Source organism: Saccharothrix sabaoui, assembly GCF_051756985.1.
Taxonomy (GTDB): domain Bacteria; phylum Actinomycetota; class Actinomycetes; order Mycobacteriales; family Pseudonocardiaceae; genus Actinosynnema.
On record NZ_JBPKJK010000039.1, the window covers coordinates 1 to 22098 of the forward strand.

The 22098-nt window shown below is 75.8% G+C and carries 18 protein-coding genes; 16 read left to right on the plus strand and 2 right to left on the minus strand.

Features of this window, described 5'->3' with window-relative positions; translation table 11 throughout:
- Positions 1-107 precede the first annotated feature (107 nt).
- The 16 genes from ACR807_RS14680 (at position 108) to ACR807_RS14755 (ending at position 14536) form a co-directional block, all read left to right on the plus strand.
- Positions 108-1625: a phage tail sheath family protein gene (locus tag ACR807_RS14680; protein WP_438921853.1), complete on the plus strand. Its 1518-nt coding sequence runs from the start codon at positions 108-110 to the stop codon at positions 1623-1625.
- A gap of 27 nt (positions 1626-1652) precedes the next feature.
- Positions 1653-2096 (plus strand): phage tail protein, encoded by a 444-nt coding sequence (locus tag ACR807_RS14685; RefSeq protein ID WP_306745517.1) that lies wholly within the window; start codon positions 1653-1655, stop codon positions 2094-2096.
- Complete coding sequence (locus tag ACR807_RS14690; protein ID WP_438921854.1) at positions 2096-2554, plus strand: hypothetical protein; 459 nt, start codon at positions 2096-2098, stop codon at positions 2552-2554. Before ACR807_RS14685 ends, ACR807_RS14690 begins: the two co-directional genes overlap by 1 nt.
- Positions 2551-2709 carry a DUF6760 family protein gene (locus tag ACR807_RS14695; protein ID WP_438921855.1) on the plus strand — a complete coding sequence of 53 codons (159 nt, stop codon included), beginning with the start codon at positions 2551-2553 and terminating at the stop codon, positions 2707-2709. The genes ACR807_RS14690 and ACR807_RS14695 overlap by 4 nt, the downstream gene beginning before the upstream one ends.
- 2551 nt (positions 2710-5260) lie before the next feature.
- Complete coding sequence (locus ACR807_RS14700; protein ID WP_438921856.1) at positions 5261-5425, plus strand: hypothetical protein; 165 nt, start codon at positions 5261-5263, stop codon at positions 5423-5425.
- An 18-nt stretch (positions 5426-5443) separates the two neighbouring features.
- Positions 5444-5869 (plus strand): phage tail protein, encoded by a 426-nt coding sequence (locus ACR807_RS14705; RefSeq protein WP_438921857.1) that lies wholly within the window; start codon positions 5444-5446, stop codon positions 5867-5869.
- Positions 5870-5883: 14 nt separating this feature from the next.
- A complete protein-coding gene (locus ACR807_RS14710) occupies positions 5884-6588 on the plus strand; it encodes a CIS tube protein (RefSeq protein WP_438921858.1) in 705 nt (234 codons plus the stop codon).
- On the plus strand, positions 6585-8402 hold the full coding sequence (locus ACR807_RS14715) for a VgrG-related protein (protein ID WP_438921859.1): 1818 nt from the start codon (positions 6585-6587) through the stop codon (positions 8400-8402). Before ACR807_RS14710 ends, ACR807_RS14715 begins: the two co-directional genes overlap by 4 nt.
- Before the next feature lie 18 nt (positions 8403-8420).
- A complete protein-coding gene (locus ACR807_RS14720) occupies positions 8421-8732 on the plus strand; it encodes a PAAR domain-containing protein (protein WP_438921860.1) in 312 nt (103 codons plus the stop codon).
- A gap of 4 nt (positions 8733-8736) precedes the next feature.
- Positions 8737-9135, plus strand: coding sequence for a GPW/gp25 family protein (locus ACR807_RS14725; protein ID WP_438921861.1), 399 nt, complete (start codon positions 8737-8739; stop codon positions 9133-9135).
- A gap of 2 nt (positions 9136-9137) precedes the next feature.
- Positions 9138-11075, plus strand: coding sequence for a putative baseplate assembly protein (locus ACR807_RS14730; RefSeq protein ID WP_438921862.1), 1938 nt, complete (start codon positions 9138-9140; stop codon positions 11073-11075).
- Positions 11072-11614, plus strand: a complete 543-nt coding sequence (locus ACR807_RS14735; protein WP_438921863.1) for a phage tail protein — start codon at positions 11072-11074, stop codon at positions 11612-11614. Before ACR807_RS14730 ends, ACR807_RS14735 begins: the two co-directional genes overlap by 4 nt.
- A complete protein-coding gene (locus ACR807_RS14740; protein ID WP_438921864.1) occupies positions 11607-12509 on the plus strand; it encodes a zinc-ribbon domain-containing protein in 903 nt (300 codons plus the stop codon). Before ACR807_RS14735 ends, ACR807_RS14740 begins: the two co-directional genes overlap by 8 nt.
- 20 nt (positions 12510-12529) lie before the next feature.
- The gene (locus tag ACR807_RS14745; protein ID WP_438921865.1) at positions 12530-13666 is read left to right on the plus strand and encodes an NAD-dependent epimerase/dehydratase family protein; all 1137 of its coding nucleotides are present in this window, start codon (positions 12530-12532) and stop codon (positions 13664-13666) included.
- A gap of 116 nt (positions 13667-13782) precedes the next feature.
- The gene (locus ACR807_RS14750; RefSeq protein ID WP_438921866.1) at positions 13783-14358 is read left to right on the plus strand and encodes a helix-turn-helix transcriptional regulator; all 576 of its coding nucleotides are present in this window, start codon (positions 13783-13785) and stop codon (positions 14356-14358) included.
- Between the two features lies 1 nt (position 14359).
- A complete protein-coding gene (locus ACR807_RS14755; RefSeq protein WP_438921867.1) occupies positions 14360-14536 on the plus strand; it encodes a hypothetical protein in 177 nt (58 codons plus the stop codon).
- A gap of 165 nt (positions 14537-14701) precedes the next feature.
- Here ACR807_RS14755 and ACR807_RS14760 read toward each other — a convergent pair whose 3' ends face one another.
- Together ACR807_RS14760 and ACR807_RS14765 are read right to left on the minus strand one after the other, a co-directional pair.
- On the minus strand, positions 14702-18106 hold the full coding sequence (locus ACR807_RS14760; protein ID WP_438921868.1) for an ATP-binding protein: 3405 nt from the start codon (positions 18104-18106) through the stop codon (positions 14702-14704).
- Between the two features lie 223 nt (positions 18107-18329).
- Complete coding sequence (locus ACR807_RS14765) at positions 18330-22022, minus strand: ATP-binding protein (RefSeq protein ID WP_438921869.1); 3693 nt, start codon at positions 22020-22022, stop codon at positions 18330-18332.
- Between the last annotated feature and the right edge of the window lie 76 nt (positions 22023-22098).

The following is a 22098-nucleotide window of genomic DNA, read 5'->3' on the forward strand; positions in this document are numbered from 1 at the left end:
GCGGGAGTGCCCCCGGCAGGGGTCCGGCGGTCCTGCCGCCCGGTGCGCCGCCCGACGAAACTCGTCCTCAGCAGAGCGGAAGAACGCCCGACAGACGAGGAGCGACCATGCCGCAGTACCTCTCCCCCGGTGTGTACGTGGAGGAGGTCCAGACCGGGGCGCGACCGATCGAGGGGGTCGGCACCGCGGTCGCCGCCTTCGTCGGGTTCGCCGAGCGCGGTCCCTTCCACCAGCCGACCCTGGTGACCAACTGGAACCAGTACGTGCGCGAGTTCGGCGGCTTCACCGAGGGCGCCTACCTGCCGCACTCGCTGTACGGCTACTTCGCGAACGGCGGCGGCGCGGCGTACGTGGTGCGCGTCGGCGGCGCGGCGCGGGAGGCCGAGCCGGTGGCCGCGGTGCCCGCGGTGCTGGGCGGCCTGCGCATCACCGCGCTGCCGGCGGCGGGACCGGACGTGACCGTCGAGGTCGCCGACGCCGACGGCGAGAACCCGCCCGAGGACCGGTTCAAGCTGCTGGTGCGGCAGGGCGAGCGGGTCGTGGAGACCTACGACGTGTCGACCCGCCGCAACCTCAAGAACTACGTGGTGACGCAGGTGACCGAGCGGTCCAAGCTGATCGCCGTCACCGAACAGGCCGGCACGGCGCTGAGCAGGCCGGACAAGCAGTCCGTCGCGCTGCCCGCCGCGCCCGCCGACGCGGCGAGGCCCGCGAAGGTCGACGCGAACGAGTACGTCGGCGACCCCGAGGCCCGCACCGGCTTCGGCGGCCTGGAGAACGTCGACGAGGTCACCATGGTCGCGGTGCCCGACCTGATGAGCGCCTACCAGCGCGGCATGATCGACCTCGAAGGCGTGAAGACCGTGCAGAACGCGGTCATCGGGCACTGCGAGCGGATGGGCGACCGGGTCGCCCTGCTCGACGCCCCGCCCGGCCTGTCGCCGCAGCGGGTCCGCACGTGGCGGCAGGACGAGGCCAACCACGACTCGCGCTTCGCCACCCTGTACTACCCGTGGATCAAGGTCTTCGACCCGGCGACCGGCCGCAACTCCCTCGTGCCGCCGTCCGGGCACGTCGCCGGCGTGTGGGGCCGCAGCGACGCCGAGCGCGGCGTGCACAAGGCACCGGCGAACGAGGTGATCCGGGGCGCGGTGGACCTGGAGGTCGCGCTCAGCAAGAGCGAGCAGGACCTGCTGAACCCGGTCGGCGTGAACTGCCTGCGCTCGTTCCCCGGTCGCGGCATCCGGATCTGGGGCGCGCGCACGCTGTCGTCCGACCCGGCGTGGCGCTACCTGAACGTGCGGCGGCTGTTCAACTTCCTGGAGGAGTCGATCCTGATCGGCACCCAGTGGGTGGTGTTCGAGCCGAACGACGACCGCCTGTGGGCGGGCATCCGGCGCAACATCACCGCGTTCCTCACCGAGCAGTGGCGGCAGGGCGCGCTGTTCGGCCGCACCCCGGCCGAGGCGTTCTACGTCAAGTGCGACCGGGACAACAACCCGCCGGAGTCGATCGACCTCGGGCAGGTCGTGTGCGAGATCGGCGTGGCGCCGGTCAAGCCCGCCGAGTTCGTGGTCTTCCGGCTCGCCCAGTTCTCCGACAACACCAGCCTCGTCAGCGAGTGACCTCTTCCCTTGTGAAAGGCGGCAGCCATGGCAGACGGTGATGCCCTCTCCACGCACATCTTCGGCCTCCAGCTCGGCGCGTACGTCGTCGAGTCGCTCCAGGAGGTCAGCGGTGTGACCGTCGAGGAGGACGTGGTCGAGATCTCGCAGGTGACCCCGCAGGGCAAGCCGCTGCTGCGCAAGCAGCCCGGTGCCCGCAAGGGCGGCGAGATCACCGTCACCCGCGGGATGGACAAGAGCAAGGAGTTCACCAAGTGGCTCAAGGAGACCCTCAACAAGGGTGACGTCGAGTCCGCGCGGCAGAACATCACGATCGAGATCATGAACAGCAAGGGCGAGACCGAGCGGCGGCTCAACCTGGTCAACGGGTGGGTCAGCCGGTGGGAGGGCCCGTCGCTGAAGGCGGGCGAGTCCAGCGCCGCGACCGAGAAGGTGACGATCACCTTCGAAGACATCACCCTCGAAGACTGATGCGCCGCCGGGTGATCGGCCTCGACTCGCTCGACGAGCTGGCCGAGGTCAAGAAGAAGCCGGTCGCCACCCCGCCCGACGCGCCCGCCGCGCTCACCGAGTTCGAGTTCGAGCTGCCGCGCGGCTACGTGGACGGGGACGGCCAGGTCCACCGGCACGGCCGGATGCGCCTGGCCACCGCGCGGGACGAGTTGAGGCCGCAGATCGACCTGCGGGTGAAGGAGAACCCCGGGTACCTGAGCGTGCTGCTGCTCAGCACGGTGATCACCGAGCTGGGCGAGGTCGACGAGGTGAACGTGGGCGTGGTGGAGCGCATGTACGCCACGGACATCGCCTTCCTGCAGGACTTCTACCGGCGGATCAACAGCGAGGGGCACACGCGGGCCGGGGTGTCGTGCCCGTCGTGCGGGAGCGCGTTCGAGGTGGACCTGGCCGGTGGTCGCCTGGGGGAATCGTGACGTACGCGGCCGACCGGCTGCACGAGGAGGTCGCGTACGTGGCCTACCACTTCCACTGGCCGCGCGACGAGATCCTCGACCTGGACCACCGCGAGCGGTTGCGCTGGGTGACGGAGATCGCGCGCATCAACACGAAGGTGAACGAAGGGGGGTGACCCGATGGGCTTCTGGTCCAGATCCCGCACGCCGGCACCGGTTCCTGTTCCGGTTCCCGTTCGAGCTGGTCGGTCTACTTCGGACGGTGGTTGGCGCGCCGCGCCGAGGATGGAGGGCGTGCTGCAGCGAACGTCGATGGCCGTGACCGACGGCCTGCGCTTCCGCGACAGCCTGGCCGCGTGGCGCGGCCACACGATCAGCGGCGACCTGGGCCACTCGGTCACCTCCACCGCGCCGGCCGGTGTCGTCCACGGCGTGGCCCGCCCGACCGGCGTGCCGGGCGAGTACTCGGCCGCGCACCCACTGACGTTCGCCCACCGCCCGTTCGACGGCGGGGAGGGTGGCGGTGAGGGTGGCGGCGGAGAGAGTGGCGGAGAGGAACCCGCTCGCCCCGTGATCGGTTTCGGTGCCCGAGCGCGGAGCATCGCCCGCGCCCTCACCCGGACCGGGCGGCGCGGCGGTGCAGTCGGCGGTGCGGAGGCGCGGAACGGAACCGGCTCCGGGGTCGGTCCCGTGGTCGCTCGCAGCACTGCTCAGGGTGTCGCTCCGGGGGCTGCTCCAGGCACCGGGTCCGGCGTCGGCGGCGCATCACGCGGCGGATCAAGCGGCGGAACGGGAACCAAGGCCGGTGCTGGGACGAGCGGCGGGTCCGGCACCCGGTCGGGCGCGGGGCCTGGCGGCCGGTCGAGCGGCGGGACAGGTGCCGGATCGAGCGGTGGGTCGGGTGCCGAGCCGAGCGGTGGGTCGAGCACCGGGGCAGACAGCAAGACGGGCCTCGGCCCGAGCACCGGAGCAGGTGGCAAGGCGGGCGGCGGACCGAGCGCCAGGTCTGGCACCAGGGCGAGCAGCGGGCCGAGCACCAAGGCGGGCGGCGGATCGAGCGCCGCGCCGGGAACCGGGTCCGGTAGCCGGGCGGGTAGCGGACCGGGCGCCGGAGTCGGCGGTGGGTTGGGTGGCGACTCCACCAGTGTGCTGGGCATGGGGCCGAGCGGTGGGTTCGCCGGCAGTCTGGGCGCGGGAGCCGGCGGGGTGTTCGGCGGCGGGTCGGGTACGGGTTCTGGCGGCGGACCGGGCGCAGGGTCGAGCAGCGGAGCCGGCGCAGGCTCGGGCAGCGGACCGGGTTCGGGTGGCGGGACCGGCGTGGGTCCGGTCGCGCACTCGGGCGGCGGAGCTGGGGCCGGAGCAGGCGCGGGCGGCAGGCCGGGCTTGAGTTCAGGCGGCTGGTCCGGCGCGGGTTCGGGCGGCGGGCCAGGCTCTGGCGGCGGGACCGGCGCAGGTTCAAGCGGTAGGGCCGGCGCGGGTTCGAGCGGCGGGCCGGGCTCTGGTTCGGGCTCGGGCGGCGTGGTCGGCGCGGGCTCGGGTGGTGGGTCGGGATCGGGATCGGGCGGCAGGTCCGGGGCGGGCTCGGGTGGCGGGGCAGGGTCCGGCGTTGGGCCGGGTAGTTCGGTGGCCATGCCCGTGGTCGGCTCGAATGCGGGTGGCGGTGGTGCCCGATCGGCTTCAGGGGCCGGGAGTCGGTCCGGGGGGTCGGCGGGTAGTGGGAGTGGGGCCGCTGGTGGTGGCGGTGTGTCTCGGCCTGCTGGGGGCGGTGCCTCCGGTGGGCGGGGTGGGACCGGGGTTGCGGTCGGTCGTACGGGTGGGGGTGGGGCTCCGCTGCTGGGGTCGGCTTCACCTGCGGTGCAGCTCAGGGCCATTGGGCGGCCGTTGATCTCGGCGCGTCGCGAAGTCACCCCGCTTCGGCCGCTTTCCGTTGTCCGACAGGGTGTTCCCGGTCATCCGCCGGTCAGGACGTCCCCGGCTCCGGCTCCGGCCCCGGCTCCGGTGGAGCCGGTTGTTCAGCGCAAGATCACTCGAACGGGGACACCTGGTACACGTCCGGTGATCGGGATCGGCTCGCCGCTGCCCGAACTGCCGCCTACCGCGTCCGGTGAGCCCGCCGGTGAGCCCACCAGTGAGGCTGTCGGTGCTCCTGCTGCCTCTCCGGTTCAGCGTCGGGTCACCCCGCCCGTCGTGGTCCGGCAGCCGACGACCGGGTCAACACCCGAGCGGCGCGCACTGCCGGTGGTGCCGCTCGTCCAGCGCAGTGCCGGGAAGGCGGATCTCCGGACCGTCCCGCTCATCGCCGATCGGCCGCTCGCCCGGCCTCCCGAACGTCAGGGGTCCGCGTCCGCGGCCCGTCCGGTCGTCCCCCTGCGGCACTGGGGACCGGGATCACCGGCGGTTCAGCGGTCGCCGCAGCAGACGCGACGGGTGCAGGAACCGGGGCGGGTGCAACTGCCGCGATCGGCGGGAGCGGTGGGAGCGCTCGGGACAGCGGGAGCGGCGGGAACGGCGGGAACGGCGGGGAGTGGCGGTGCGCGGCCCGAACGCCTGCCGGTCAAGCCCGCTTACCCGCCCCGGGTCATGGAGCCGCCGGTCTCGGCCCCGGCCCCGGCGCGGGCCGTGCAGCGCGGTACCGCGACGCCGCACGCCCGGGTGGTCCAGCGATCCGAAGCACCGGCCGGCGCAACCACGGCTAGCACGACGAGCACGAACAGCACGGCCGGCGCGGTGAACGCGGCGAACGCGGCAGGCTCCGCCCGGCACGGCACCAACCCCAGGACCGACCTCGAAGACCTCGCCCGCCACCTCGTCGACCCCGTGGGCAGGTTGCTCCGCGCCGAACTGCGGCACGGCCGCGAGCGCGCCGGGCGGCTGCACGACCGGCGCCGGTAGAACCAGAAGGGAAACCCCGTGTCCGACACGATCTTCGCCACCAGCGTGTTCTTCCGGCTCTCCATCGCCGGCAACGACCTCGGCGCGTTCCACACCTGCGACGGCATGGGCGCGCAGATGGAGGTCGAGCAGTTCACCGAGGGCGGCAACAACGGGTTCGCCCACCAACTGCCCTCGCGCATCACCTGGTCGAACATCACCATGACCCGACCGGTCACCTCCGACAGCGCCAAGGTCGTGAAGTGGCTGAACGACGTGATCAAGCGCGTCGAGCGCAAGGACGGCGAGATCGTCGCGCTCACCCCCGACATGACCCCGATCGCGAGCTGGCAGGTGCAGGGCATCGTCCCGGTCCGCTGGCAGGGCCCCTCCTTCGACCCCGGCAGCTCGCAGGCGGCCGTGGAGACCCTCGAATTCGCCCACGAGGGCATCGAAGCGTCCTGAGAGGACCACAGAACATGCCGAAGGCAGGAGCGAGCCTGACGCGCGCCCAGCTGGTGGTGATGGAACCACCGGCGACGGCGGGGGCCAAGCCGGGCGGCCGGCTCGCGAGCGTGAAGTTCCAGTTCAACCCGAACTCGCTCCAGCTGGCCAAGAGCACCGAGTGGCGGCGCACGCCGGCGCGGATGGCGGGCGAGACGTCGCTGCCGGAGTTCGTCGGCAGCGGCCCGCGGACGCTGTCCGTGGAGGTCTTCCTGGACGGCACGGCCAAGCACGACAACTCGGTGGAGAACCGGGTGCAGCAGCTGCTGACGGCGTGCGTGCCGACGAAGGCGAGCCTGGCGAAGAAGAAGCCCGCGAGCCCGTGGGTGCGCTTCGAGTGGGGCACGTCGAAGACCACGTCGTTCGACGGCGTGCTGTCGAACCTGTCGGTGGACTACTCGCTGTTCGACGTGGACGGCAAGCCGCTGCGGGCGCGCTGCGCGCTGTCGATCGAGGAGGCCGGGGTCGACACGCCCGGCCAGAACCCGACGTCCGGGTCGCGCGAGGCGCGGCGGGCGCACCGCGTGGTGGCCGGGGACAGCCTGCCGCAGCTGGCGTGGCGCGAGTACGGCGACGCGACGGCGTGGCGGGTCATCGCCGAGGCCAACGACATCGACGACCCGATGGTGCTGGTGCCCGGCACGGAGCTGCTGGTGCCCGGTGTGGAGGAGGTCCGATGAGCAAGGCCGGCAAACCGACCGCGGCGTCGTTCACGGTCAAGGCGGGCGGCCTGCCCGCGTCGTGGCACAACGACCTGGTCAGCTGCGTGGTCGACGAGAGCGTGGGGCTGCCCGACTCCGCCGTGCTGACCTACCGCGACCCGGGCCGCGAGGCGCTGGACAAGGGCGGCGTCACCATCGGCAGCCCGGTCGAGGTGTCGGTGTCGGCGACCACGGGCACCGCCCGGGAGCTGCTGTTCACCGGCGAGGTCACGTCCCTGGAGGTCGACGCGGACTCGACGGGCAAGTTCACCGTCATCCGCGCGATGAGCAGGGCGCACCGGCTGTTCCGGGGCCGCCGGGTGGCCGGGTTCACGAACATGTCGGTCAAGCGGATCGTCACGCAGGTGGTGAAGGGCGCCCGGCTGAAGGTCGGCCGGATCGACGTCGCCTCGGTGATCCACCCGCACCTGAGCCAGCCGGGCATCTCCGACTGGGACTTCCTTCAGCAGCTCGCCCAGGAGCACGGCGCGGTCGTGCGGGTCGACGCGAAGGGCGTGCTGGACTTCGTGCGGCCCGCGCCGGCGGCGAGCGCGCCGGCCCCGACCAACGTCGCGCACCCGTGCGTGCTGGAGCTGGGCCGCAACGTCCGGGTGCTGCGCGCCTCGCTGACCAGCGCGGACCAGGTGCAGGAGGTCGAGGTCCGCGGCTGGGACGTGCGGGCGAAGGCGCCCCTGGTGTCCACCTCGCCCGCCGTCACCAGCACCGCGGTCGTGCCGGGCGCCAAGCCGGCCGACGTGGGCCGCGCGTTCGGCACGAAGGCGAAGACCCTGGTGTTCGACACCCCGTACGGCACGGACGCCGAGACGAGGGCGGCGTCGAAGTCCCTGGCGGGTGCGATCAGCGCCGGGTTCGCCGAGGTCGAGGCGGTCGCGGCGGGCCAGCCGAAGCTGCGCGCGGGCGTCCCGGTCACGCTCGCCGGCGCGGGCACGCAGTTCGACGGCAAGTACACGGCGACGTCCGTGCGGCACGTGCTGGACGCGGTGGACGGCTACCAGACCACCGTCACGGTCAGCACGTCGCCGGACCGGTCCCTCGCGGGCCTGGCGACGGGGGCCAACGCGCCCGCCCGGTCGGCCCGCGTGCCGGGCCTGGCGGTCGGGATCGTCACCGACGTCAAGGAGGTCGGCGGCGAGCGCGGCTGGGTGAAGCTGACCTTCCCGTGGCTGGACAAGTCCTACGTCAGCGACTGGGTGCGCACCGTGCAGTGGGGCGGCGTGCGCGGCGGCGGCGTGTTCAGCCCCGAGGTCCGCGACGAGGTGCTCGTGGGCTTCGAGCAGGGCAGCCTGGACCGCCCGTACGTGCTGGGCGGCCTCTACAACGGGGTCGACAAGCCCTCGCCGCACGCCGTGCCGCTGGTGGACCGGCGCAGCGGCCGGGTGAACCGGCGCTCGCTGGTGTCGCGCACCGGCAACCGGCTCGAACTGCTCGACGGCACGACGGCGTCGGGTGTGCGGGTCGCCAGCGGGGACGAGCGGCTGGAGGTCGTGCTCGACGAGCTGAAGTCCGAGCTCGTCCTGCGGGTGCGCGACGCGCGCGGTCGCCGGGTGCTCAGCTCGATCACCATGACCGACCGCGGCATCACGATCGACGCCGGCACCGGCGAACTGCTGCTCAAGGGCCGCGACGTGACCGTCGAGGCCACCCGTGACGCCACCGTGAAGGCGACCCGCGAGGCCACCGTGAAGGCGACCCGGGGCGTCACCGTCGACGGCGGCCTCAAGGCCGTGGTGCAGGGCACGGTCGTGCACCTCAACCCCCCGTTCCCCGTCTGAGCACGAGAAGAGGACGACATGCCACCCGCAGCCCGGTTGGGCGACCAGACGAGCCACGGCGGTGCTCTCGGACCGCCGTTGCCCCCGGCCGCGATCAGGGTCGCCTCGGTCCGGATCGAGGGCCGTCCCGCCGCCGTCGTGGGCAGCACGCACGGCTGCCCGATGCCGCCCCACGCGGCGCTGGGGCCCGGGAACCTCGTGGTGCCCGGCCCCGCCTCGCTCGGGAAGCCGGTGCTGATCGGCGGTCTCCCGGCGGCCCGCGTGGGCGACAAGACCACCTGCGGGGCGCAGGTCGTGCTCGGCGCGCTCACCGTGCGGATCGGGGGCTGACGCCGTGGACTTCGTCGGACGCGGCTGGGGTTTCCCGCTGCGCGTCGGCCCGACCGGCGGCATCGGCATGGTGGAGCGCGACCAGGAGATCGCCGAGGCGATCCGGCTGGTCCTGGGCACCGCGCCCGGTGAGCGGCCGATGCGGCCGGAGTTCGGCTGCGGCATCCACGACCACGTGTTCGCCTCCGCCGACGGCGCCACCGCCGGGCACCTGGCGCGCGAGGTGCGCGCCGCCCTTGAGCGCTGGGAGCCGCGCGTCGAGGTGGACGACGTCGTGGTGGCCTTCGACTCGGTGGACGTCGGCACGCTCTACATCGACGTGCGCTACACCGTCCGCACCACCAACGACCAGCGCAACCTGGTCTTCCCGTTCTACACGATCCCGGACGAGGGGGGCGACTAGCCGTGGCGCTGCCCGCACCGAACCTCGACGACCGCAGGTTCCAGCAGCTCGTGGACGAGGCCAAGCGCTACGTCCAGCAGAGCTGCCCGGAGTGGACGGACCACAACGTGTCCGACCCGGGCGTGACGCTGATCGAGGCGTTCGCGCACATGGTCGATCAGCTCGTGTACCGGTTGAACCGGGTGCCCGAGCGCAACCACCTGGCGTTCCTGGACCTGCTCGGCGTCACGCTGTTCCCGCCGACCGCGGCGCGGGCGGAGGTGACGTTCTGGCTGTCCGCGCCGCAGGAGGACACCGTGCTGCTGCCCGTCGGCACGGAGGTCGCGACGGCCCAGGTGGAGCAGGACGAGCCGGTCGTGTTCGCCACCACCGAGGAGCTGCCCGTGGTGCCGTGCGCGCTGGAGCGCCTGGTGACGCGGACCGCGGCGGGCGAGCACGCCGACCGCTCCCGCGACCTGGAGGCGGGCCGGGACGTGCGGTGCTTCCAGGCGGAGCCGGCGGCCGGTGACGCCACCCTGTTCGGCCTGTCGAACGCCGTGCCGCGCTGCGTCGTGGTGCTGCGGCTGGACAGCCGGGTCGAGGGCATCGGCGTCGACCCGCGGCAGCCGCCGCTGGTGTGGGAGGCGTGGGACGGCCAGGACTGGGTGCCGTGCGCGACCGACGAGGACACCACCGGCGGCCTGAACCGGCCGGGCGAGGTGGTGCTGCACGTGCCCGCCGGGCACACCGCGTCGGTCGTCGCCGGGCACCGGGCGGGCTGGCTGCGCTGCCGGGTCGTCGAACCGGTGCGCGAGCAGCCGTTCTACGCCGAGTCGCCGACCGTGCGGCGGGCGGAGGCGTTCACCCTCGGCGGCACGGCGGTCGTCGAGCACGCCGAGACCGAGGTGGACGTGCCGCTGGGCGAGGCGGCGGGCGTGCCGGGGCAGCGGTTCCTGCTGCCCAGCGCCCCCGTGCTGCTCGACGGCGAGCCGCCGGTGGTGCGCGTGTCGGAGGGCGAGGGCTGGCAGGACTGGACGGCGGTCGAGCACTTCGGGCTGTCCGGCCCCGACGACCGGCACGTGGTGCTGGACGCGGCGCGCGGCGAGGTGGCGTTCCCGCCGGCGGTGCGCGAGGCGGACGGGTCGCTGCGCCGGTACGGGGCGGTGCCCGCGAAGGGCGCGGTGGTGCACGTGCCGCGCTACCGCACGGGTGGCGGCCGGGCGGGCAACGTGGCGCGCGGCACGATCACCGTGCTGCGCAGCTCGGTGCCGTTCGTGGCGGCGGTGGAGAACCGCGAGGCCGCGCGCGGCGGGGTGGACGGCGAGACGGTCGCGGAGGCCAAGCTGCGCGCGCCGCACCAGCTGCGGGTGCAGGAGCGGGCGGTGACCGCGGAGGACCACGAGCACATCGCCCGGGTGGCCGCGCCGTCGCTGGCGCGGGTGCGGTGCCTGCCGGTCGAGGGCGGCGGCGCGCGGGTGCTCGTCGTGCCCGACGCGGTGGCCGACCGGGGCGACCGGCTGCGGTTCGAGCAGCTCGTGCCCACGGCGGACGTGCTGCGGGCGGTGGCCGCGAAGCTCGACGAGCGCCGCCTGCTGGGCACCCGGATCGTCGTGGAACCGCCGCGCTACCAGGGCGTCACGGTCGTCGCGCGGCTGGCCGCGGCGCACGCGGCCGAGACGTCCCGGGTGCGCGAGGAGGCGCTGGACGCGCTGCACCGCTACCTGAACCCGCTGCGCGGCGGCGTGGACGGCACGGGCTGGGAGTTCGGCCGGGCCGTGCAGTTCGGCGAGGTGTTCGCGGTGCTCCAGCGGGTGCCGGGGGTGCGCCTGGTGGACGAGGTGCTGCTGTTCCCGGCGAACCCGATCACCGGGGCGCGCGGCACGCCCGGCGACCGGGTCGAGGTCGCGCCCAACGCGCTGGTGTTCTCCCACCAGCACCAGGTAGTGGTGGCCGGGCCGTGAGCCGCGCCGCCCTGCCCGAGCTGCCCAGCAGGCACCCGCTGGGCGCGGCGCTGCCCGCCCTGTACGCCGCCGACGACCTGGCGCAGCGGTTCACCGCCGGGCTGGACGCCGTGCTGTCCTCGATCCTGTCCACGATGGACAACCTGGCCGCGTACTTCGACGCCGACCTGGCGCCGGCCGACTTCCTGGAGTGGCTGTCGTCGTGGCTGGCCGCCGACCTCGACCCGGCGTGGCCGGAGCCGCTGCGCCGCGAGGTCGCGTCCCGGGCCGTGGAGCTGCACCGGCTGCGCGGCACCGCGCGCGGCCTGGTGGCCCGGCTGGAGCTGTGCCTGGGCGTGCGCGCCGAGGTGCTCGACGGGGCCGGCGCGGTGTGGTCGCCGGACCCGGACGGCGAGCTGCCCCCGGATGTCGGGGCGGTCGTGGTGCGGGTGCGGCCCGGCAGGTCCGGGCCGGTGGACCGGGCGGCGGTGGAGGCGCTGGTCGAGGCGGTGCGGCCGGTGCACGCGACGTGCGTGGTGGAGGTGGTCGGCGGTGGCTGAGGTGACGGCCGACGACGTGCGGCACTGCCCGCAGTGCGGCGCGCCCGTGCCGGACGGGGACGACTTCTGCGGCAACTGCGGCACCTACCTGGGCTGGGTGCCGAAGGCCGAGCCCGAGGCGTCGCCCCTCGCGCTCACCCTGGAACCGGTGCCGCCGGGGCGGCCGGCGATCCGGCGACCGCTGCCGACCGCCGCCGCGCGGGACGCCGTGGTCGGGCCGCCGTGCCCGTCGTGCGGCACGGCCAACCCGCCGGACCGGCGGTTCTGCCGGCGCTGCGCCACGCCCCTGCGGACCGCGGCGCGCAAGGAGTCCGCTCCCCGCCGGACCCGGTGGCGCTGGGGCGGCGACACGTCACGGTGGCTGCGCAGGCTGGCGGCGCTGCTCGCGGTGGTGGTGCTGGTGGCGGTGGCGGTGCTGCTGGAACCGTGGGCCGTGCGGTGGCTGGAGGACCTGCGGGACCGGGTGTCGACGCCGGCGGCGATCGCGCCCAGCGGCACCAGGGCCACCGCGGAGGTGCCGGGCCACCCGGCGTCCAACGCCGTGGACGGCCTGTCGAACCGGTACTGGGGCGCGCCCGCCGCGGGCGACGCGGTGGAGTTCACGTTCGCCTCGCCGTTCCGGCTGCTGTCGGTCGTCGTGCACACCGGCGCGGGCGCGCAGCCGGAGGCGTTCACCGCGCAGGGCCGGGCCACCGCGGTCGACGCCGTGGTCACCTCGGTCGACGGCACGCACCGCACCGTGCCGCTGTCGCTGGGCGACCGGGCCGGGCCGCAGCGCACCGACACCGCGATCAGCGGCGTGGTGCGGGTGCGGCTGGTCGTGAAGCAGGCCGCCGGGCTCCCGCCGGGCGGGCACGTGGCGCTGGGCGAGGTGGAGTTCTTCCGCCGCCCGTGAGCAGTCGGAGAGGAGCGGACGTGGACGTCGTCGTGGTCACCGGTTCGGCCGGGCTGATCGGCGGTGAGGCGGTGCGGGTGCTGGCCGACCGGTTCGACCTGGTCGTCGGGGTCGACAACATGATGAGGAGGGACTTCCTGGGCGCGGCGGCGGTGGGCGCGGCGGTCGAGGCGCCGGCCAACTCCCGGCACCGCGCGGTGGACGTGCGGGACCAGGAGGCGTTCGGCGCGGTGCTGGCCGAGTACGGCTCCGACGTGCGGCTGGTCGTGCACGCGGCCGGGCAGCCCAGCGCCGAGTGGGCCGCCGACGCCCCGCTGGTGGACTTCGGGGTCAACGCCCTGGGCACGGTGAGCGCGCTGGAGGCCGTGCGGCGGTGGTGCCCGGACGCGGTGGTGGTCGTGGTGTCCAGCCGGCAGGTGTACGGCGCGGCGCCGGACTCGTTGCCGCTGGTGGAGACCGCGACCCGGTGGGAGGTGGACCCGGCGCACCCCTACCACGAGCACGGCGTCGACGAGTCGCTGCGGCTGGACCGCGTGGACCGCACGTTCCTCGGCGTGTCGACGCTCGCCGCCGACCTGGCCGCGCAGCAGTACGCCAGGCGGCTGGGCATGGCCGTCGGCGTGTTCCGGTGCGGCAGCGTCACGGGCGCCCGGCACGCGGGCGTGGAGCGGCACGGGTTCCTGTCCCACCTGGTGCGCAGCGCCGTGCGCGGGGCCGCGTTCCAGGTCATCGGGCACGGCGGCAAGCAGGTGCGGGACGTGCTGGACGCGCGCGACCTGGTGGAGATGTTCTGGCGGTTCTACCTGTCGCCGCGGCCCGGCGAGGTCTACCACGCGGGCGGCGGCCGGGAGCACGGCGCGTCGGTGCTGGAGTTCATCGCGCGCTACGAGTACCTGACCGGGCAGGAGGTGCGGTTCGACTACACGCCCGGACCGCGGTTCGCCGACGTCCGGTGGTGGCTCACCGACACCCGCCGGTTCCGCCGCGACTACCCCGGCTGGCGGCCCGCGCACGACCCGTCGGAGGTGCTGCTGTCGCTGCACCGGCACTGGGGCGGAACGGCCCTTGACCTGGGCGGGTCAGGCGGTGTTGAGTTCGTCCACCAGGGTTCTCCACGGCTCTTGAGGGACGCCGGCCGGCGTGAAGAATCCTTGTAGACGCGGTTGAGAGGGCCTGAAGCCGCCCCCAGCAGACTCGGAAGCGCAACGCGAGACTGTGGGAGGCAGCGGTGGAGCGAATCCGGGTCGCCGTCCAGGCGACGGATCACCTGAGCATGACCGGTCTGACGACCTACCTGGGGTCGAGGCCCGAGATCGAGGTCCTGGGGGCCGCGCAGCACGCGCGGGCCGAGGTGGCGGTGGTCGCCGCGCCGCGCCTCACCGCGGAGGTCGCGTCCCGCCTGCGGCGGGCGGCGGCCCAGGTCGGGGCGCCCGTCGTGCTCATCGTCGACGAGGTCGGCGAGACCGACGTGCTGGCCGCCGTGGAGTGCCGGGTCGTGGCCGTGCTGCAACGCGCCTCGGTGACCGACGAGGTGGTGCTGCGCAGCGTGCTGTCGGCGGCGACCGGCGGTGGCGCGATGCCGCCGTCGATGGTGTCCGAGCTGCTGCGGCACGTCGAGCGCCTCCAGCGGCAGGTCGTGGCGCCCGAGGGCGGGCCGAACCAGCTCACCTCGCGGGAGGCCGACGTGCTGCGGCTGATGGCCGACGGGCTCGACACCGCGGAGATCGCCGGCCGGCTGTGCTACTCGGAGCGCACGATCAAGAACGTGTTCTACGGCATCACGACCAGGTTGAACCTGCGCAACAGGCCGCACGCGGTCGCCTACGCCCTCCGGAAGGGGATGATCTGACGTGGAGAAACCGATCGAGCGCACCGGCGCCTCCCTCCGCCACGTGGTGGACCTGGCGCTGCGGGGCCTGAGGTCCGGGCCCGGCCGCGCGCCGCACCCGGCGCGGCCCCGGCAGTGGGTGATGACCCCCGACGGGGTCATCGACGGCCCGCGCGACGAGGAGCCGGCCGGCCGCTGACCGGCCGCCGGCCGGCACGGGCGCCGTTGGGGAACGGCGGCCGGCACGGCCGGGCACCACCGCACCACCGCACCACCGCACCACCGCACCACCGCACCACCGCACCACCGCACCACCGCACCACCGCACGCGACCGAACCACCGCCGGGTCCTCCCGCTCTCGGGTCAGCGGGACAGCGCGACCTCGCCCGTCGCGCGGCGGACGTCCCACTCCGCGCCGAACCGGCGGTAGTGGGCGACCGCCTCGGCCAGCGCGGTCCCGGCCTCCGCGCCGCGACCGGCGCGCGCGAGCAGCACGGCGCGGTCCTCCAGGGTCTGCGCCAGCTCGAACGCCCGGCCGACCGACCGGTAGTGCCGCACCACCGGGACCAGCCCGTCCGGGTCCTCCGCCAGGACCGAGCGGCACCGCTGGGCCGCGGCCGCCGCACGCGCCGCCGTCGCCTCGCGCTCCGCCTCGGTCTCGCACGCCCGCGCCGCCGCGAGCGCCGTCGACCGGTCGCCCGCCTCCAGCGCCAGCCGCACCAGCTCGGGCAGCCACTGGTGCCTCAGCATCATGTCCGCGTACCGGGTGTCGAGGATCGCCCCGAGCACCGACACCGCGCGGGCCGGGTCGCCCTCCCGCGCCGCCGCCATCGCCTGCGCGGCCACCAGGAAGTCGCAGTTCTCCCGGTACGCCTCGGTCACCAGCGGCAGCGTCAGCCCCTGCTCCAGGTGGTCGGCCAGCCGCTCGCCGTCGTCGCGGTGCGCGGCGATCAGCGCCGCCACCCCGTGCAGCAGCACCGGCGCGCCCTCCCGCAGGCCGAACCCGGTGAACCCCGGGTCGCGCAGCACGCCGTCCAGCCGGGCCACCGCCTCGTCCCACCCGCCCAGCCAGTACTGGTGCACGGCCGCCGCCAGGTGCAGCCCGGCCACCGGCGTGGTCCGCCCGGCCACCTCGAACGCCAGGTCGAGGTTCCGCCCGGCCTCGTCGAGCCGGTCGAGGCACTGGAGGGTGAAGATCCGGTTGTCCAGCAGCAGCAACCGCAGGTCGGTGAGGCTCACGTCGGTGCCGACGACGTCCAGCGCCTGGTCGAGGTGGGCCACCGCGCGCGGGTAGTCCCGGCGCACCGCCTCCACCTGCCACAGCACCTCCAGCGCCTGCGCGAGGGCGAACGGGTCCGCCGCCCGCTCCCCCGCCTCGATGGCCTGCCGCGCGCTGGCCTCGGCGCCGTCCAGCTCGCCCACCCCGGCCCGCTGCACCAGCGCCAGCAGCGACAGCAGCCGGGCGCGCCACCGGTCCGACAGCACGGGGTCGGCCAGCGCCTCCCGCGACGCGGCCACCGCGTCCTCGGCCCGCCCGCCCCGGTACGGCATGTAGGCGAGCGTCCACCGCACCTCGGCCACCCGGTCGGGGTCGCGCAGCCGCGTCAGCGCCCGCCGCGCGTGCTCCTCTGCCTCGACGTCCCGGTTGACCCGGAACAGCGCGCTGCTCAGGTGCGCCATCAGCGCGGCGTCCCGCTCGTCGCGCGCCACCGACGACCGCAGGCACCGCTGGAGCAGCTCGACGGCCACCAGCGGCGCCCGGTAGACCAGCGCGGGCGCCTGCTCCACCAGCCAGTCCAGCGCCCACGCACCGACCTCGCCGTCCGCGGCGAGCAGCTGCTCGGCGACGTGGTCCACCGCCGCGCCGGACGCGGCCAGCGCCTGCGCGGCCTGCTGGTGCAGCGCCGTGCGCAGGGCCGCGGGCGTCCCCTCGTACAGGGCCTGGCGGATCAGCGGGTGCCGGAACGCCATGCGCGGCCCGGCGTCGCTGAGCACCCCGGCCGCCAGCGCCTCCTCCAGCCGGGCCGCCAGGTCGAACACCGGCGTGCCGAGCACCACCGACAGGTCGCCGACCCCGAACTCGCCGCCCAGCAGCGCCGACCAGCGCAGCACCTCGCGCGTCGGGTCCGACAGGAAGTCCAGCCGGCCCGTCACCGCGGACACCAGCGACAGCGGGGCGCGGTCGAACGCGGTGTCGACGACCTCGGCGACACCGGTGTCGACCTGCACGACCTGCTCGCGCACCAGGGCGTCCGCGACCTCCCGCACGTACAGGGGGTTGCCGGCGGCGCGGGCCGCGATCCGGCGCAGCCCCGGTCCGGGCACCGCGCCGACCAGGCGACCGACCAGCCCGGCGACCTCGGCGTCGGCGAGCGGGGCGAGGTCGAGCACCGTGCCGCCGGACGACTCGGCGTCCCGGCGCAGCCGCGCGATCTCCGCCCGGTGGGGCACCGGGCGGGCCACGCCGACCAGCAGCAGCGGCTGCCGCCGGGTGAGCGCGGTGAGCCGGTGCCACACGCGGGCGCTGGACTCGTCGGCCCACTGGAGGTCGTCGAGCGCGAACACCAGCGGGCCGTCCGCGCACAGCAGCTCCACCAGCGACACCAGCCGGTCCACCGCCTCGACGACGGGGTCGGCCTCGCCGAAGATGGACCCGGCGGGCCGCTCCTGGGCGAGCGCGTGCGCGGCGGCGGCCCGGCGCGGGTCGGGTGAGCGCGCGTCCACGGCGAGCGCGTCCAGGGCGAGCCGCAGCGGGAACCGCGTGCCCAGCTCGTCGGCCACGGCGAGGGCGATCCGGTGCCCGGCGCGCCCGGCCCGCGCGAGGACCGCGCCGAGCAGCGCGGACTTGCCGATGCCCAGCTCGCCCTCGACCCAGAGCACCCGGCCGTGCCCGGCGCTGACGTCGTCCACCAGGCGGCCCACCGCGGCCAGCTCCGGGCCGCGCCCGACGAGGTCGACGTCCGGTGGCCGGGGGGCGGGCGGCGCGGGCGGCTCGTACCGGCGCCCGCCCGCGAGGATGCGCTCGTGCGCCTCGCGCAACCGCTTGCCCGGCTCGACCTCCAGCTCGGTGACCAGCACCCGCCGGGCGTCCCGGAACACCTCCAGCGCCTCGGCGCTGCGGCCCGACCGGTGCAGGGCGAGCATCAGCAGCTCGCGGGCGCGTTCGCGCAGCGGTTCGTCGGCGACCAGCGAGGTCAGCCCCGCCACCGCCTCGACGTGCGCGCCCGCCGCGAGGGCCGCCTCGCCGTGCAGCTCGCGGGCCGCCGTGCGGGCCTCGCCGAGCCTGCGCCGCTGCGCCTCGGCGAACGGGCCGGTCAGACCGGCGAGCGCGTCGCCCCGCCACAGGGCCAGCGCCGCCTCCGACGACCGCCGCGCCGCCTCCGGGTCGCCGCCGGCCAACTGCCGCCGGGTCGCGTCGAGGAGCGCCTCGAACCGCGCCACGTCCACGTCGGCGGGGTCCACCGCCAGCCGGTAGCCGGAGCCCGCCGACACCAGCAGCCGCGACGGCGTGCCGCGCGGGCGGTCCGGCTCCAGCGCCTTGCGCAGCACCGACACGTAGGTGTGCACGCTGCCCTCGGCCGTGGCCGGCGCGCCCTCGCCCCACACGGCCGCCACCAGCTCGTCCCGGGTCACCCCGCCGGCGCGCAGCGCGAGCACCGCGAACACCGCGCGGGGGCGCGACGAGCCCAGCGGCACCTCCCGGTCGCCGGCCCAGGCGCGCACCGACCCGAGCAGCTCGACCCGCACCACGCCCGTCACCCGGTCCACCACTCCCCCACCGTCGCCGTTCCCGGACCCGCCGCCCGGCGACGGGCCGAACGACCCGACCCGACCCGCACCACGTCCACCACCCCGCCGAACACCTTTCAGCCACCCGCGCCGCGCGCGGGCGCACCGATCCGGCCGACCCGCCCCGGACCGCGCCCGTCACCCCGGCCGGCATCCCCCGGCCCCGCCGCGCGGGGGCGCGACGAGCCGGGCGGCACGCCCGTCACCCGGTCCACCACCCCTCGGCCGTTCCCGCGCCCGTCCCCGTTCCCGCGCCCGTCCCGGCCGCGCGTCGCCGGACGGTCGCGCGCCGCACGTCGTGCACCGCCCCGAACTCGCGGTAGCCCCGCACCGCCTCGTCGAACGCGACCCGGTCGCGCGACAGCACCGCCGCGTCCTCCAGCGCCTCCGCCAGCTCCACCGGCCGGCCGACGGCGCGGAACCTCCCGGCGGCGGCCACGATCCCGGCCGGGTCGCCGTCGACGAGGCCCCGGCACCAGGACAGCGCCGCCGCGGCCCGCGCGGGTTCCCGCTCCGCCGCGGCCTCCTCCTCGGCGACGGCCAGGGCGCGCCCCGCCACGTCGCGCCGCCCGTGCGCGACCGCGAGCCGGGTGACGAGCGGCAGCCACTGGTGGCGCAGCACCATCTGCCCGGCGGCCGACACCACCGGCTCCAGCAGCGCGAGCGCCTCGTCCGGCCGGCCCGCGCGTTCGGCCAGCACGGCCCGCGCCACCAGCAGGAAGTCGCCGTGCTCGCGGTCCGACGGCGTCACCAGCGGGTGCGCGGTGGCGGCGTCCAGGTGCGCCTCGGCCGTCTCCACCCGGTCGCGCCGGGCCGCGACGAGCGCCGCCACCCCGTGCACCAGCAGGGCCAGGCCGTGCTCGCGCAGGCCGAACGACGTGCCGGTGCCGTTCGCCAGCGCCCGAACGCCCTCGGCCGCGGCGGCGTCCCAGCGGCCCGACCAGTAGTCCTGCACGGCGGCGGTGACCCGCACGGCGGGCGAGGCGGTGCCGCCGGCCAGCTCGCGCGCCGCGGCCAGCACCCCGTCGGCCTCGGCGAGCCGGTCCAGGTTCTGCAACGTGAACGCCTTGTTGTCCATCAGCCCCAGGCGCAGCTCGGTGAAGTCCGGCCGCCCGCCGGTCAGCAGCAGCGCCCGGTCGACGCGCGCCAGCGCGCCGCGGTGGTCGCGGCGCACCGAGTCGACCTGCCACAGCGCCTGGAGGGCGTGCGCGACGGCGAACTCGTCGCCCGCCTCCTCGCCGCGCGCCACTGCGCGCAGCGCCGTCTCCTCGGCCGCCGCCACGTCGTTGAGCCCTTCCCGCAGCACGGCCGCCAGCAGGGCCTCCAGCCGCGCCCGCCACGCCGGCGGCACGGCGGCGTCGGCCGCGGCGGCGCGCAGCGCGTCCACCGCCTCCGCCGCCCGGCCGTCGCGGTACCGGGCGTGGGCCAGTATCCAGCGCATCTCGGCGGCCCGGCGCGGGTCGCGGGTGCGCGCCAGCACGTACCGCGCCTCGGCCTCGGGCCTGCGGCCGAGCCAGAACATGAGCCGCGCCAGCAGGGCGGCGAGCCGTTCCCGGTGCTCGGCGTCCGGCGCGGGCCCCTCCACGACGGCGCGCAGCAGCCGGACGGCGGTGTCCGGGGCGCGCTTGCCCAGGGCCGTGCCGCGGGCCACCAGCCAGTCCACCGCCCACGGGTCGACCGCGCCGGGCGCGGCGGCCAGCTGCTCGACCACCAGCTCCACCGGCGCGCCCGCGGTGGCCAGCGCCTGCGCGGTCCGGCGGTGCAGCGCGGTCCGCACCGCGGCGGGCGTGCCGTGGTAGAGCGCCTCGCGGATCACGACGTGCCGGAACGCGAGCTTCGGGCCGGCGTCGTCCAGCACGCCCGCGGCGGTCGCCTCCTCCACTGCGGCGATCAGCTCCGACGACGGCCGGCCCAGCACGGTCGCCGCGTCGCCCAGGGCGAACTCGGTGCCCAGCAGCGCGGCCGACCGGAGCACCTCCGTCGTCTCCGGGGACAGGAACGCCAACCGCCGCGCCAGCGCGGCGACCAGCGAGCGCGGCGGGTCGTCGTCCAGCGGCACGGAGGTCTCGGCGACGCCGTCGCGCACCCGGATCGCCTCGTCGCGCAGCAGCGCCTCGACCATGTCCCTGGTGTAGAGGGGGTTCCCGCCCGCGCAGTCCACGACCGTCCACAGGCTCTCCCCCGGCACCGCGCCCAGCAGGGACGCCAGCAGCGCCGTGCCCGCCTCCGCGGACAGCGGCCTGAGCCGCACCACCCGGCCGCCGGAGTCGACCACCGCGCGCCGCACCTGGTCCACGTCCGCCCGCCGGGGCACCGACCGCACCGCCGCCACGAGCAGCAGCGGCAACCGGTGCGCCACGCGCAGCAGGCGGTGCCACATCAGCACACTGGCCTCGTCCGCCCACTGGAGGTCGTCCACGACGACGACCAGCGGCGCCTCCGCGCACATCTCGGCCACCAGGGCCAGCAGCCGGTCGACCACCACCGGCACCGGGTCACCCACGGCGGGGACGCGCAGCGCCCGCGCCAGCTCCGCCCGCCTCGGGTCCGGGGAGGTCTCCGCGACCCCGAGGGCCTGGAGGGCGACCCGCAGCGGCGTGCGCGGCCCGACCTCGTCCCCCGCGCCCCACGCCACCCGGAAGCCCGCCGCGGCGGCACCCGCCAGGCCCTCCGCCAGCAGGGCCGACTTGCCGATGCCCGGCTCGCCCTCCACCCACACGCACCGCCCGCGCCCGGCGGCGGCGTCGACCAGCGCCCGGCGCAGCACGCCCGCTTCCAGGTCCCGCCCCACGAACACGTCCCCCGGCCGGCCGGGGGCGACGTGCCCCGCGAACCCGCCCACCAGGTCGCGTCCCAGGGGAACCCGGTCCAGGGGAACCCGGTCCAGCGGAACCCGGTCCAGCGGAACCCGGTCCAGCGGAACCCGGTCCAGCGGAATCCGTTCCGGCGCAATCCGGTCCGGCGCAATCCGGTCGGCGGGAACGCGGTCCGGCGCAATCCGGTCCAGGGGAACCCGGTCGGGCGGGAGGGGGCCCCGGTTCGGGAAACCCCGGTCCGGGGAAACGCGGTCCGGGGAACCCGGCTCGGGCGGGCCCGGTAACTCCCCGGCCGGTTCGTCGTCCAGCACCCGCTGGTGCGCCTCGCGCAGCGCCGCGCCGGGCTCGATGCCCAGCCGCTCCACCAGCACGCGCCGGGCGTCCTGGAACGCCTCCAGCGCCTCGCCGGACCGCCCGCCGCGGTGCAGGGCGGTGATCAGCAGCGCCCGCAGGCCCTCGCGCAGGGGGTGTTCGTCCACCAGCGCCGCGAGGTCGGCGACCACGTCGACGTGCCGCCCCAGCACGAGGGCCAGCTCGGCCCGCCGCTCGGCGACCGCCAGCCGCAGCTCGCGCAACCGGGCCCGCTGCGCCTCGGCGAACGGTCCCGGCACGCCGGACAGCGCGTCGCCCCGCCACAGCCCCCGCGCGAGGTCCAGCTCGGCCAGCGCCGCCGCCGGGTCCCGGGGCGCCAGCGCCGCCGCGCGCTCCCGGTGCCGCTCGAACCGGTGCACGTCCAGGCCGTCCTCGGACAGCTTCAGCGAGTACCCCGACCCGGCCGACACCAGCACCCGCGCCACCGCACGCTTGGACCGCGCGGGTTCCAGCACCTGGCGCAGGCCGGACACGTAGGTGTGCAGGCTCGCCGCCGCCGTCGCGGGCGGGGCGTCGCCCCAGACACCGTCGACCAGCTCGTCGCGCGACACGACCTGGTCGGCACGCAGCGCGAGCACCGCGAACACGGCCCGCCTGCGCGCCGTGCCCAGGTCCACCTCGACACCGTCCCGCCACGCCCGCGCAGGACCGAGCAGTGCGGCGGTGACGGGAACAGTGGCGCTCGTCACCATTTCCGTCCAATGCACCTGGAATGCGATCCGATCGGCCTCTTGCCCGCTTTACACCGGTGGTGTAAAGCGAATGCTAAATACGTTGCCCGCC